This window comes from Micromonospora zhanjiangensis (genome assembly GCF_042650605.1).
GTDB classification, from domain to species: Bacteria; Actinomycetota; Actinomycetes; order Mycobacteriales; family Micromonosporaceae; genus Micromonospora_J; species Micromonospora_J zhanjiangensis.
Window position 1 is genome coordinate 76,500 of the sequence record NZ_JBHSBN010000013.1, and the last position, 12,924, is coordinate 89,423.

13 protein-coding genes are annotated in these 12,924 nt (G+C 73.3%); all 13 read left to right on the forward strand.

Going from position 1 to position 12,924, the window contains the following annotated elements; translation table 11 throughout:
* The first annotated feature begins 219 nt into the window (after positions 1 to 219).
* Positions 220 to 1,656 (forward strand): FtsW/RodA/SpoVE family cell cycle protein, encoded by a 1,437-nt coding sequence (locus ACFOX0_RS19370; protein ID WP_377548045.1) that lies wholly within the window; start codon positions 220 to 222, stop codon positions 1,654 to 1,656.
* A complete protein-coding gene (gene murG, locus ACFOX0_RS19375) occupies positions 1,656 to 2,762 on the forward strand; it encodes an undecaprenyldiphospho-muramoylpentapeptide beta-N-acetylglucosaminyltransferase (RefSeq protein ID WP_377547838.1) in 1,107 nt (368 codons plus the stop codon). The genes ACFOX0_RS19370 and murG overlap by 1 nt, the downstream gene beginning before the upstream one ends.
* Positions 2,763 to 2,793: 31 nt before the next feature.
* Positions 2,794 to 4,329 carry a UDP-N-acetylmuramate--L-alanine ligase gene (gene murC / locus ACFOX0_RS19380; protein ID WP_377547840.1) on the forward strand — a complete coding sequence of 512 codons (1,536 nt, stop codon included), beginning with the start codon at positions 2,794 to 2,796 and terminating at the stop codon, positions 4,327 to 4,329.
* Complete coding sequence (locus ACFOX0_RS19385; RefSeq protein ID WP_377547842.1) at positions 4,326 to 5,285, forward strand: cell division protein FtsQ/DivIB; 960 nt, start codon at positions 4,326 to 4,328, stop codon at positions 5,283 to 5,285. The genes murC and ACFOX0_RS19385 overlap by 4 nt, the downstream gene beginning before the upstream one ends.
* 234 nt (positions 5,286 to 5,519) lie before the next feature.
* The gene (gene ftsZ / locus ACFOX0_RS19390; RefSeq protein ID WP_377547844.1) at positions 5,520 to 6,635 is read left to right on the forward strand and encodes a cell division protein FtsZ; all 1,116 of its coding nucleotides are present in this window, start codon (positions 5,520 to 5,522) and stop codon (positions 6,633 to 6,635) included.
* Positions 6,636 to 6,643: 8 nt separating this feature from the next.
* Positions 6,644 to 7,387 carry a YggS family pyridoxal phosphate-dependent enzyme gene (locus ACFOX0_RS19395; RefSeq protein ID WP_377547846.1) on the forward strand — a complete coding sequence of 248 codons (744 nt, stop codon included), beginning with the start codon at positions 6,644 to 6,646 and terminating at the stop codon, positions 7,385 to 7,387.
* Positions 7,388 to 7,575: 188 nt separating this feature from the next.
* The gene (locus tag ACFOX0_RS19400; RefSeq protein WP_377547848.1) at positions 7,576 to 8,295 is read left to right on the forward strand and encodes a cell division protein SepF; all 720 of its coding nucleotides are present in this window, start codon (positions 7,576 to 7,578) and stop codon (positions 8,293 to 8,295) included.
* A 24-nt stretch (positions 8,296 to 8,319) separates the two neighbouring features.
* On the forward strand, positions 8,320 to 8,619 hold the full coding sequence (locus ACFOX0_RS19405; protein WP_377547850.1) for a YggT family protein: 300 nt from the start codon (positions 8,320 to 8,322) through the stop codon (positions 8,617 to 8,619).
* 52 nt (positions 8,620 to 8,671) lie between these two features.
* Complete coding sequence (locus tag ACFOX0_RS19410; RefSeq protein ID WP_377547852.1) at positions 8,672 to 9,475, forward strand: DivIVA domain-containing protein; 804 nt, start codon at positions 8,672 to 8,674, stop codon at positions 9,473 to 9,475.
* Positions 9,476 to 9,535: 60 nt separating this feature from the next.
* Positions 9,536 to 10,174, forward strand: coding sequence for a hypothetical protein (locus ACFOX0_RS19415; protein WP_377547855.1), 639 nt, complete (start codon positions 9,536 to 9,538; stop codon positions 10,172 to 10,174).
* 149 nt (positions 10,175 to 10,323) lie between these two features.
* Entirely contained in the window at positions 10,324 to 10,605 is a 282-nt protein-coding gene (locus ACFOX0_RS19420; RefSeq protein ID WP_377548047.1) for a DUF167 domain-containing protein, read from the forward strand.
* A gap of 22 nt (positions 10,606 to 10,627) precedes the next feature.
* A complete protein-coding gene (locus ACFOX0_RS19425; RefSeq protein WP_377547858.1) occupies positions 10,628 to 12,127 on the forward strand; it encodes a potassium/proton antiporter in 1,500 nt (499 codons plus the stop codon).
* Between the two features lie 375 nt (positions 12,128 to 12,502).
* Positions 12,503 to 12,922 carry a TraR/DksA family transcriptional regulator gene (locus ACFOX0_RS19430; RefSeq protein WP_377547860.1) on the forward strand — a complete coding sequence of 140 codons (420 nt, stop codon included), beginning with the start codon at positions 12,503 to 12,505 and terminating at the stop codon, positions 12,920 to 12,922.
* Positions 12,923 to 12,924: the final 2 nt, after the last annotated feature.

Consider the following 12,924-nt stretch of genomic DNA (forward strand, 5'->3'; position numbering starts at 1 on the left):
CTCACGGCTGAGCCCCGGCCGGCACCCGGCACCGCGACACGCCCGGCCGACACGCCGGCCGGTGACCTGCGCCGGTCGACGGTGCCGACCGGTGATGATGGGCGGATGGGGGAGGACCAGGCACGAAAAGGGACAACCGCCGGGCGTACGGCGGGCGCGGCGGCGTTCGCCGGACGTACCGGCGGGACCGGCGCGCCCACCGCGGCGCCGGGCGGCGGGATGCGCAGCGGGCTGGACGCCGCCGCGGGACTGGCCGCGCTGCGCGGCCTGCTGGCCCGCCCGCTGGCCTCCTACTACCTGCTGATCGCCAGCTCCGGGCTGTTGCTGGTGATCGGCCTGACCATGGTGTTCTCGGCGACCAGCGTGAAGGCGTACGCCGAGAACGGCAGCGCCTTCGCCATGCTGAGCAAGCAGGCCGTCTTCGCGTTCGTCGGGCTGGTGGCGTTCTGGGTCTGCCAGCGGTTGCCGATCCGGACCTTCCGGGCGGTCGGCGGCCCGGTGCTGGTGGGCGCCCTGGCCCTGCTGCTGGTGCTGGACCTGGTGCTGGTCTGGGCCTGGCTCAACGACCTCGAGAAGGCCCGGCTGGGCCCGCTGGGAGCCCACCTCAACTGGCTGTACGTCGGCCCGCTCCAGGTGCAGCCGTCCGAGCTGGCCAAGTTCGGCCTGGTGCTGTGGGGCGCCGACGTGGTGGCCCGCAAGGGCGCCCGGCTGGGCTGGTGGCGGGAGCTGGCCATGCCGATCTTCCCCGCCGTCGGGCTGCTGTTCCTGCTGGTCGGCTACAACGACCTGGGCACCATGCTGTGCCTGCTGGCCATCGTGGTCGGGCTGTTCTGGGCGGCCGGCGTCCGGATGCGGATCTTCGCCACCCTGTCGGCGATCGGGTTGGTCGGCGTCGGCCTGTTGATCGCCGCCGCCTCGATCGGCGCCGGCTCGGGCACCAAGGGGGAGGAGAACTACCGGCTGCTGCGGCTGACCACCTTCATCACCCCGCCGGAGAAGTGCAAGCTCGACGACTGCTACCAGCTCTACCAGGCCCGCAACGCGATCGACCACGGCGGCTGGTTCGGCGTCGGCCTGGGCAAGAGCACCTTCAAGTGGGACTGGCTGCCGGCGGCGCACAACGACTTCATCTTCGCCGTGCTCGCCGAGGAGTTGGGCGTGGTCGGCTGCACGGTGGTGCTGGTGCTGTTCGCCGTGCTGGCGTACACCGGGCTGCGGATCGCCCGCCGGGTGGACGGTCCGTTCCGCCGGCTCGCCGCCGCCGCGGTGACCACCTGGCTGGTCAGCCAGGCTGTGATCAACATCGGCGGGGTGGTCGGCCTGTTGCCGATCACCGGCCTGCCACTGCCGTTCATCTCCGACGGCGGCAGCGCCCTGCTGGTGACCCTCGCCGCCGTCGGCATGCTCGCCTCGCTCGCCCGTTCGGAACCCGATGCGGCCCGAGCCCTGAACGCCCGTCCGCCGGCCCGGTGGGTCCGACTAGTGTGGGCCCCGTTGCCTCCGCTTCCCGCGGCCGACGACCGGAGCGCCAAGCCCGCGTCGGCCGAACGGGACACCGAGGCCCGGTCCGGGCGGCGGGGCGACGCGAGGACCCGACCGAACGACGGTCGGGTGACCCGAGTGCGCGCCGGTACGGCGAGCGAGAGGAGACGCTGATGGGTCCGCTGCGGTCGGTGGTACTCGCGGGAGGCGGCACCGGGGGGCACATCTACCCCCTGCTCGCCTTCGCCGACTGCCTACGCCGGCACGATCCCGGCGTGCGGATCACCGCCCTCGGCACCCCGAAGGGCCTGGAGAACGAGCTGATCCCGCCGCACGGCTACGACCTGCGGCTGATTCCGGCGTATCAGCTGCCCCGGTCGGTCAACATGAACCTGATGCGCACCCCGGACCGGATGTGGAAGGCCGCCCGCGCCGCGGGCAAGGTCATCGACGAGGTACGCGCCGACGTGGTGCTGGGCTTCGGCGGGTACGTCTCCACGCCGGCCTACCTGGCGGCCTGGCGGCGGGAGATGCCGATCGTGATCCACGAGGTCAACGTGCCGCCGGGGGTGGCCAACCGGCTCGGCATGAAGTTCACCAAGCACATCGCGGCCGGCTTCCCGCACCAGATCGTGCAGTCCGAGTCGATGCGCGAGGCCCGGGTGGTCGGCGTACCGCTGCGGCGGGCCATCAGCCAACTGGACCGGACCGCCAACCGGGCCGCCGTACGGGCGCACTTCGGACTGCGGCCCGACCTGCCGACGCTGTTCATCTCCGGCGGTTCGCAGGGCGCCCGCTCGATCAACCTGGCGGTGGCCGGCGCGGCCAAGGAACTCGCCCGGGCCGGCGTGCAGGTGCTGCACGTCATCGGGGCGCGCAACGAGCCGGTCTCGGTGCCCAGCGACCTCCCGGTGCCGTACGTGACGCTGCCCTACCTGTCCGAGATGGAACTCGGCTACACCGCCGCCGACCTGATGCTCTGCCGAGGCGGCGCGCTGACCTGCGCCGAGGTGGCCGCGGTCGGCCTGCCGGCGGTGTACGTCCCGTACCCGCACGGCAACCAGGAGCAGAAGCGCAACGCGGTGCCGGTGGTGGAGGCGGGCGGCGGCCTGCTGGTCGACGACGCCGAGATGACCCCCGGCTGGGTCGAGCAGCAGATCATCCCGCTGATCCGGGACCCGCGGCGGTTGGCCGCGATGGGCGCCGCCGCCGCGGCGTACGGGCGGCGCGACGGCGACGAGGCGCTGCTCGACTTCGTCTACGAGGCGGTCACCCGATGAACCAGCACACCGGCGACGGAAGGCCCACGTCATGAACATCGCGGAGCTCACCCCGGCCGGCGTGGTCGCCGCCGAGGACCTCGGCACGGTCCATCTGATCGGGATCGGCGGGGTCGGCATGAGCGGGCTGGCCCGGTTGCTGCTCACCCGGGGCATCCCGGTCACCGGCAGCGAACTGCGGCAGTGGCCGACGCTGGTCGGGCTCCGGGCGCTCGGCGCGACGATCCACATGAGTCACGAGGCCGCCAACCTGGACGGCGTGGACACCGTCGTCTACTCCTCGGCGATCCCGGCCGACCATGTGGAGCTGGTGGAGGCCCGTCGGCGCGGACTGCGGGTGCTGCACCGGTCCGAGGCGCTCGGCGCGGTGATGACCAACCGGCGCACCATCGCGGTCGCCGGTACGCACGGCAAGACCACCACCACCTCGATGCTGACGCTGGTGCTGCAGCAGGCCGGTCAGGATCCGTCCTTCGTGATCGGTGGCGAGATCTCCGAGGCCGGCTCGAACGGCCACCACGGCAGCGGCGAGTACTTCGTCGCCGAGGCGGACGAGAGCGACCGGACCTTCCTGCTCTACCGCCCGTACGTGTCGATCATCACGAACATCGAGGCGGACCACCTGAACAACTACGGCGACCTGGCCGGGCTGGAGGCGGCGTTCGCCGAGTTCGCCCGGCTCACCGACCCGGACGGCTTCGTGGTGACCTGCGCCGACGACGACGGCACCCGGCGGATGGCCCGGGCGCTGCGGGCGGAGGGCCGGGCGGTCTTCACGTACGGCGTGGCCGAGGACGCCGACCTGCGGCTGTCGGAGATCACCTCCTCGGTGCGCGGGGTGCGCTACCTGGCCACCCTGGACGGGGTGTCGCTGGGCGAGATCCAGGTCTCCACCCCCGGCCGCCACCTGGGCCTGAACAGTGCCGCGGCGGTGCTCACCACGGTCAAGCTGGGCCTGCCGCTGCAGGCCGCGGCCGAGGCGCTGGCCACCTTCCCGGGCGTCCGGCGCCGGTTCGAGCGCAAGGGCTCCGCCGCCGGGGTCCAGGTCTACGACGAGTACGCATACCACCCGACCTCGGTGGCGCTGGCGCTGGAGACGCTGCGCGAGGTGGCCGCCGGCGGCCGGCTCATCGTGGTGTTCCAGCCCTACCGGCTCTACCGCACCCGGGACCTGCAGGCCGAACTCGCCGCCGCGCTGGCCATCGCCGACGAGGTGCTGGTGATGGAGGTCTTCGGTCCCGGTGAGACGCGCCAGCCCGGCGAGGGCGGGGTGGCGCTCACCGCGGCCGTCGACCTGCCGGACGAGCGGAAGGTGTTCCTTCCCGCCTGGGACGACGTCCCGGCCCAGGTGGCCCGGCGGGCCCGGGCCGGCGACGTCGTGGTCACCATGGGCGCGCCGCCGATCTCGCTGCTGGGCGACGAACTGCTCGCCACCCTCGCCGGCCGGGACGCGGACGGCACCGGCGCCGACGACCGGGGGCCGGTCGGGGAACCGATCGGTCGGTCGGTCCCGGCCAGCGGCACCGGGCCGGCGCACCAGGACACCGCCACGCTCGACGCCGGATGACCCCGGGTCCCCGGCGGGGGCGTCCGGGTCCGGGCGCCCGGGGTCGACCGGCCGGTCAGGGCCGGTCCGGTCCCGGCGGCCTGGGTCGCGCCGGAAAGGCCGGCCAGAGCCGACCGGGCGTACCGGTGTCCGGCCGGCGGACCGAGGCGCCCGACACCGGCGGCACCGCGGCTCGGCCGGCCGCCCAGCCGGGCACCCTGCCGACCCGGCGGTGGCGGCTGGTCCGCGCCGGCAGCGACGCCGTACCCCCGTCGGTCCGCCGGTTCATGCGCCGGGCCCGGCGGCGTCGGCTGCGCGCCGCGCTGCCGTGGGCCTCGATCGGCGCGGTGCTGGTGGTCGGCGGCCTGGCCGCGTGGCTGGTCTACGGCACCGGCGTGTTCGGGGTCCGGGAGATCCGGGTGACCGGCGCGGAGGTGGTGAGCCCGGAGGCGGTCCGGGACGCGGCCGGGGTGCCGGACGGGCTGCCGATGGCCCGGGTCGGGCTGGCCGAGGTGGGTCGGCGGATCGCCGCGCTGCCCGCGGTCGAGCGGGCGACCGTGACCCGGGACTGGCCGGAGACGCTGGTGGTCGAGGTGGTCGAACGGACGCCGGTGGCGGCAGTGCCGCGCGCCGACGGGTTCCTCCTGCTGGACCGGTCCGGGGTGGCGTTCCGTACGGTGCCGCAGCAGCCGGCCGAGTTGCCGCTGGCCCGGATCGCCGCGCCCGGCCGGGACGACCCGGCGACCCGGGCCGGCGTGCAGGTGCTCGGTTCGCTGACGCCGGAACTGCGGGAGCAACTGGCCGAGCTGGTGGTGGACGGTCCGGCGAAGGTCACCCTGCGGTTGCGCGGGAACCGGACGGTGATCTGGGGCGACCCGTCGCTGGGGGAGAAGAAGGCCCGGGTGGCCACCGCCCTGCTCGCCCGTACCGGCGACACGATCGACGTGAGCGCGCCCGAGGTCGTGACGATCAAGTGACGCGCCGCGGGCGTCCGGGCCCGGCGCGTCCGCGACACGCCGGGCGGGGCAGGTCCTTGGCTCCTGGCGTGGCTACGCATACGTTTCCCGGAGGGGATAGTTGACATAACTGTAAGCCTCTAGTAGAGGGTGAGGGTTTACCCCCTCCGCTCTGCTCATACCGATTGGATGCCGACCGCGGTCTGGCCCGGCCGTTCGACGGTCTGTCCGCCGACTCGAAGGGAAAGGACCCCGATGACACCTCCGCACAACTACCTGGCGGTCATCAAGGTCGTCGGCATCGGTGGTGGCGGCGTCAACGCCGTCAACCGGATGATCGAGGTTGGACTCAAGGGCGTCGAGTTCATCGCGATCAACACCGACGCGCAGGCGTTGCTGATGAGTGACGCCGACGTCAAGCTCGACGTCGGCCGGGAACTGACCCGGGGGCTGGGCGCCGGGGCCAACCCGGACGTCGGCAAGAACGCCGCCGAGGACCACCGGGACGAGATCGAGGAGGTGCTCAAGGGCGCCGACATGGTCTTCGTCACCTGCGGCGAGGGTGGTGGCACGGGCACCGGCGGCGCCCCGGTGGTGGCCAACATCGCCCGCAAGCTCGGCGCGCTGACCATCGGCGTGGTCACCCGACCGTTCTCGTTCGAGGGCAAGCGCCGGCAGGTGCAGGCCGAGGCCGGCATCGAGGAGTTGCGCAACCAGTGCGACACCCTCATCGTCATCCCGAACGACCGGCTGCTCGCCCTGGGCGACCGGGGCATCAGCATGATGGACGCGTTCCGCCAGGCCGACCAGGTGCTGCTCTCCGGTGTGCAGGGCATCACCGACCTGATCACCACGCCGGGTCTGATCAACCTCGACTTCGCCGACGTCAAGAGCGTGATGAGCGGCGCCGGCAGCGCGCTGATGGGCATCGGCAGTGCCCGCGGCGACAACCGGGCGGTGGAGGCGGCCGAGGCGGCCATCTCCAGCCCGCTGCTGGAGCAGAGCATGGACGGCGCGCGTGGCGTGCTGCTCTCCATCGCGGGCGGGTCGGACCTCGGCCTGTTCGAGATCAACGACGCGGCCCAGCTGGTCACCGACGCGGCCCACCCGGAGGCCAACATCATCTTCGGGGCCGTCATCGACGACGCGCTGGGCGACGAGGTCCGGGTGACGGTGATCGCCGCCGGCTTCGACGGTGGTACGCCGTCCTACAAGCCGGCCGAGCCGTCCCGGCTGGCCGGATCGGCCCACGTGCCGTCCGCCGGGCCGACCTCGGCGCCCCCGGCGCCGCAGCCGACCCCCAGCCAGCCGGCCCGGCGGGTGCTCTTCGACGACGTGGACGTGCCCGACTTCCTGAAGAACGGATCCTGAGCGGGTTCATGATCGACGGATCCGACCCGGCGGTCAGCGCCCGCCGGGCACAACTCGACGCCAACCTCTCCGGGGTCCGGGACCGGATCGCCGCGGCCTGCGTCGCCGCCGGCCGGGACCCCGGCGAGGTGACGTTGATCGCGGTGACCAAGACCTACCCGGCCGGTGACGTGGCGCTGCTGGCCGACCTGGGCGTCACCGACGTGGGGGAGAACCGCGACCAGGAGGCCGCCGCCAAGGCCGCGGAACTCGCCGCCGCGGGCCTGGACCTGCGGTGGCACTTCGTCGGCCGGCTGCAGCGCAACAAGTGCCGTTCCGTGGTCGGTTACGCGGACGTGGTGCACTCGGTGGACAGCGCGCGGCTGGCGGTGGCGCTGGCCGAGGCGGCCGACCGGCGCGGCCGTACGGTGCAGGCGTTGGTGCAGGTGAGCCTGGACGGCGCGGCGGGCCGGGGCGGGGCGCTGGCCGGCGCGGCGGACCCGGAGCACGGACTCGCCGCGGTCACCGCCGCGGTCGCCGGTGCCGGGTCGCTGCGCCTGGCCGGCCTGATGGCGGTGGCCCCGCCGGACTGGCCGCCGGACCGGGCGTTCGCCCGGTTGGCCGAGATCGCCGCCGCGGTCCGCGCGGAACACCCGGCCGCGACCGTCCTGTCGGCCGGGATGAGCGGCGATCTCGAAGCGGCCGTCCGGCACGGCGCGACACATGTCCGGATCGGCAGCGCGTTGCTCGGAATGCGTCCTGCGCTGCGGTAGCCTGACGGCGACACCAAATTACATCAGTGTTGTTTGAGACCGGGTCCGGTGGGGCAGGGGATTCGGGCGCGGCGGGCGGTTCGACGTGCCGGGGGTTCGGACTCAGGCTGGTGGGCACGCGGTGTCCACGCGCGTGGACAGCGACGGCACCGGGGCGCGTGCCGCACGGCAGACGGAGGGGCGCGGCGATGGGTGCACTGCGCAAGGCGGGCGTCTGGCTCGGCCTCGTCGAGGAGGACGACGAGCGGGGCTACGACGACGACGGCGGCTACGACAAGCGCGGTTACGACAAGAGCGGGTACCGCGAGTCGCGGTACCGGCAGGGCCGGTACGCGGAGGAGTTCGCCGACGAGGACGACGATGCGGACGAGCCGCCGTCGGTGCCCCGGGCGCGGGCCGGCGACCGGGGCCGGCTGTCGGACCGTACCGCCGCGCGCCTGGACCCGGACCGCGGCGACACCGACCGGATGGACCGCCCGGAGCGGACCGACCGGGCCAGCGTGCGGTCGATCACGCGGCAGAGCGGCGCCGAGGGTTCCGCCGGCCTGTCGTACCAGACCCGGGACAACCTCGCTCTCGCCCCGCAGGTGCAGGTGCGGGAGCGGACCGTCCCGGTCGAGGAGGAGCAGCGGTACCAGATCACCACGCTGCACCCGACCACGTACCGCGAGGCGCGCACCATCGGTGAGCACTTCCGCGACGGCGTACCGGTGATCATCAACCTCACCGAGATGGACGAGGCGGACGCCCGCCGTCTGGTCGACTTCGCGGCCGGGCTCGCCTTCGGGCTGCGCGGTACGATCGAGCGCGTGACCAACCGGGTGTTCCTGCTCTCACCGGCCAACGTCCAGGTCACCGCGGAGGACAAGGCCAAGATCGCTGAGGGTGGGTTTTTCAGCCTGAGTTAGTCCGATCAAGGGGTTCCGCCTACCGTGCTCTCCGTCGTGTTCCAAATCCTGTATCTGCTCACCTACCTCTTTATTCTGACGCTTTTGGCCCGATTCGTCCTCAGCGCCGTCCTGCAGTACGGCCGGCGCTGGCAACCGGGTCGCGGAGCGTCGGCGGGACTGGAAACGGTGTGGAGCGTCACTGATCCGCCCCTCAAGGCGTTGAGGCGTGTGATCCCTCCACTGCGAATTGGTACCGTGAGCATCGACCTGGCCTCACTTGTGCTCCTGGTTATCCTGTTCGTGCTGATGGAGTTCGTGTTAAGGCGGTTGATCATCGGGTGAGCATCCGGTGCCCAAGCCCGCTACGCGGCCGCAACTGACCCGAGGAGTTTCGATGCCGCTGACCCCGGCCGACGTCCACAACGTCGCCTTCAAAAAGCCGCCGATTGGCAAACGGGGGTACGACGAAGAGGAAGTGGACGCGTTTCTGGACGAGGTCGAGCGCGAGCTCGCCCGTCTGATCGAGGAGAACAACGAACTGCGCGCCCAGGTGGAGCGCGGCGGTCGGGGCGGCGCGTCAGCCGGCCCGGGTGCCGACCCCCGGCTGGCCGCGGAGCTCAACGACGTCAAGACCCAGCTCGACCGGGCGCAGCGCGACAAGGCCGCGGCCGAGCAGGCGGCCCGGGCCATGCAGGCCGAGCTGGAGCAGGTGCGCTCGCAGGGCGGCCCGGTGGTGGGCGGCGACGGCGAGCAGCAGGCGCTCCGGGTTTTGATGATGGCCCAGCGCACCGCCGACGACCACGTCTCGGACGCCCGTCGCGAGGCGGACCAGCTGCTGTCCGACGCGCGGACCAAGGCCGAGGAGGTCACCCGCGAGGCGCGGGCCAAGGCCGACGCCCTCGAGCGGGACGCCCGGCAGCGGCACCAGGAGGCGATGGGTGGCCTGGACGCCAAGCGCACCGCGCTGCAGAAGCACATCGAGGAGCTCAAGCAGTTCGAGCGCGAGTACCGCACCCGGCTCAAGGCGTACCTGGAGAGCCAGCTGCGGGACCTCGACGGCCGTGGACAGGGTCTCGAGGTGGAGATGACGCGGACCGACGGCAATCGGTCCGGTGGCACCTCCGCGGGACTGGCCACGGCAGGGCTCGCCGGTTCGTACGGCGGAAGCCGGTCCGGGGCGCTCGAATCCGGCCGTTGATCCGTAGCGGCGTCGGACCTTCCACTTTCACAACTGTGCACGATGCGGCGGGGGTGAGCCGTGATAGTCGCTAGTCTGCTGCTCATCCTCGTCGCCGTCACACTCCTCGTGCTCGGCCTGGCCAACGGTTCGAGCGCGCTGCTGATCAGTTCCATCGCGGCCAGCCTGCTGGCCGCGGTGGCGCTCGTGGTGGGCGCCCGGCAGGCCGCGGCCGGCCGGATCGACCTCGACGGGCACGATCCGACGGCACGCGCCGACGACCGGACCCGTCCGCGCCGGTCCGCCGCCGAGGCGCCCACCGGCCCCTGGTCGGACGGTGCCTCGACCCCGTTCGCCGAGCCGGGCGGCTTCCCCGAGCCGGACGGCATGGTACCGGGCCAGCCCGAGCGGGGATCGCGTCCGGCCACCGCCCACCGCCCGGCCGAGCCGCCACCGACCACCGTGCACCCCGACGAGGTGCCGCCGGACGAACCGGCCGTGCAACCCGTCCCGCCGGCCGACGCCGCCCTGGTCGCCCGACTGGCCGCCACCGTCGTGGTGGTCGACGGCCGGCCGCGCTACCACCTGCCGGACTGCGGTCACCTGGCCGACCGAGACGGCGAGTCGCTGCCCGTACGCGAGGCCGTCGAGCTGGGTTTCACCCCGTGCGCCCGTTGCCGGCCGGACAGCGCCCTGCTGGCCGACGTCCGTCGAGCCTGAGCACCGGTCCGGTGGCGACTGGTCGCGTCCGCGGTCGGAAGAGCGGCACTTCCCCCGCCGGCCGGGCAACCGTGCCGCCCGCCGGGCCGACGGCCACGCCGACGTCCGGTGCCCGTACCCCGTCGGCGCAGGCCGCCGCGGCGCCGACCGTGGCCGTCCGGGTCCGGCCGGGCGCGGCCCGGGAGCGGGTCGGTGGCTGCGTGCCGGGACCGCACGGGCCGGCCCTGCTGATCGCGGTCAACGCCCCGCCGGTGGACGGCCGGGCCACCGAGGCGGCCCGCCGGGCCCTGGCCGCCGCCCTGGGGGTACGTCCGGCCACGGTCACCCTCCGGCTGGGCGCCGCGAGCCGGGACAAGGTCTTCCGGCTCGACGATCCACCGGCCGATCTCGCCGGCCGGCTGGACCGGTTGCGGGAGGGCACGGTGCGGTGAGGGGCGTCCGGGCGGGCCGGGGATGACCGCCGGGCTCGACACCGCGCTGCTGGTGGGCGCCGTCGTGCTGCTGGTGGCCGTGGCGGCGGTCCGGTTGTCCACCCGGCTCGGCGTGCCCAGCCTGCTGGTCTACCTGGCCCTCGGGATGGCCCTCGGCGAGGCCGGTCTGGGCATCGACTTCCACAACGTCGACCTGACCCGGTCGCTGGGCTTCTGCGCGCTGATCGTGATCATCGCCGAGGGTGGCCTGAGCGCCCGGTGGAGCACGCTGCGTCCGGTGCTCGGCCTGTCCGCCACGCTCTCCACCGTCGGCGTGCTGGTCAGTATCGCCGTGGTCGGAGTGGCGGTGCACCTGATGCTCGGCCTGGGGTGGCAACTGGCCCTGCTCTACGGCGCGGTCCTCTCGTCGACCGACGCGGCGGCCGTCTTCGCCACGCTGCGCCGGTTGCGGCTGCCACCCCGGCTGGTCGCCACGCTGGAGGCCGAGTCCGGCATGAACGACGCCCCGGTGGTGCTGCTGGTGGTGCTGCTGTCCACCCCGGCCGGCGGGCACCCGTGGTGGCAGGAGGTGTTGCTGGTCGGCTACGAGCTGGTGGCCGGCGCGGCGACCGGCTTCGTGGTCGGGATGGCCGGCCGGTGGACCCTGCGGCGGGCCGCCCTGCCCTCGTCGGGTCTCTACCCGATCGCGGCGGTCGGCCTCACCGTGCTGGCCTACGCCGCCGGCGCGTCGCTGCACGCGTCCGGTTTTCTGGCCGTCTACGTCGCCGGGGTGGTGCTGGGCAACGCCCGGCTGCCGCACCGGCAGGCGATCCTGGGGTTCGCCGACGGGCTGGCCTGGGTGGCCCAGATCGGCCTGTTCGTGATGCTCGGCCTGCTGGCCACGCCGGCCCGGCTCGGCGAGGCGTTGCTGCCGGCCATCGTCGCCGGTCTGGCCCTGGTCTTCCTGGCCCGGCCGCTGTCGGTGCTGGTGTCGGCGACACCGTTCCGGTTGCCCCTGCGCGAGCAGGCGTTCCTGTCCTGGGCCGGGCTGCGGGGGGCGGTGCCGATCGTGTTGGCCACCATCCCGCTGTCGGTGCACCTGCCGGGCGCGAACCGGCTGTTCGACGCCGTCTTCGTCCTGGTGGTGATCTTCACCCTGGTGCAGACCGGTACGCTCCGGCCGGTCGCCCGCCGGCTGGCCGTGACGGCGCCCGCCGAGGCGACCGAGGTGCGGGTGGAGACGGCACCGCTGGAGCGGATGGGCGCCGACCTGTTGCAGTTGGAGATCCCGCCCGGTTCCCGGCTGGCCGGCGTGCACGTGGACGAACTGCGGCTGCCGGTCGGCGCGTCGGTGACCCTGGTGCTCCGGGACGGTACGGGCTTCGTGCCGGCGCCGGACACCCGGTTGAAGCGGGGCGACAGTCTGTTGATCGTCGCCACCGTCGAGGTCCGGGACGCCGCCGAACGCCGGCTGCGGGCGGTCAGCCGGCGGGGTCGGTTGGCCCGCTGGTTCGGGGAGTACGGCGGCGGTGATGCCGAATGATCTGCTAGCGTGCGCTTTGCCCGCTTTAGGAGATATTTCGGCCTGAAACATGACAGAGCGGTGCGGCATGTTGTCGGACGTCTGTACGTTCCGTATTCTTGCCAACCTCCGGAGTGCACGGCGTCCCCGCCGTGCACCTTTCACAACCGGGGGACGCCACGGTCCGACGGACGGGTTCCGCGGGCCGGGCGGCCACCACGAGACCTGGTCGACCGGCCCGTCCGGCCGACCGGCGGACGGAACCGGTCCCGCTCGTCGAGCGGACCCGCCGGCCCGGCCGCAGTGTTGCGGGATCCACGGTCCACCGCCGACGTACCGGGGATCCCGTTCAGGCACCGCCGACCACCGCGGGGACCCGCGGGCAAGGGAGCGACGATGGCGAAGTCAGCAGACACCAAGACCGCCGGCCGCAAGCCCGGGGCGCGGGCCACCCGTACCGCAGCGGAGACCGAGAAGATCCGGGCCGCCCTGGCGGCCCGCCGGGAGGAACTGCGCGGCGAGTACGATCAGACGCTGAGCGAGATCACCGAGTTGCAGCGCGACCGGCTGACCGACTCGGCCGGGGACGACCAGGCCGACACCGGCACCAAGACGTTCGAGCGCGAGCAGGAGATCTCCCTCGCCAACAGCATCCTTGAACGGATCAACCAGGTGGAGCGGGCGCTGGAACGCCTCGACGAGGGCGGTTACGGCTGGTGCGAGCGGTGCGGCAACCCGATCCCGGTGGAGCGGCTCGCCGCCTTCCCGTCGGCCACCCTGTGCGTGACGTGCAAGCAGCTGGAGGAGAGACGCTGACC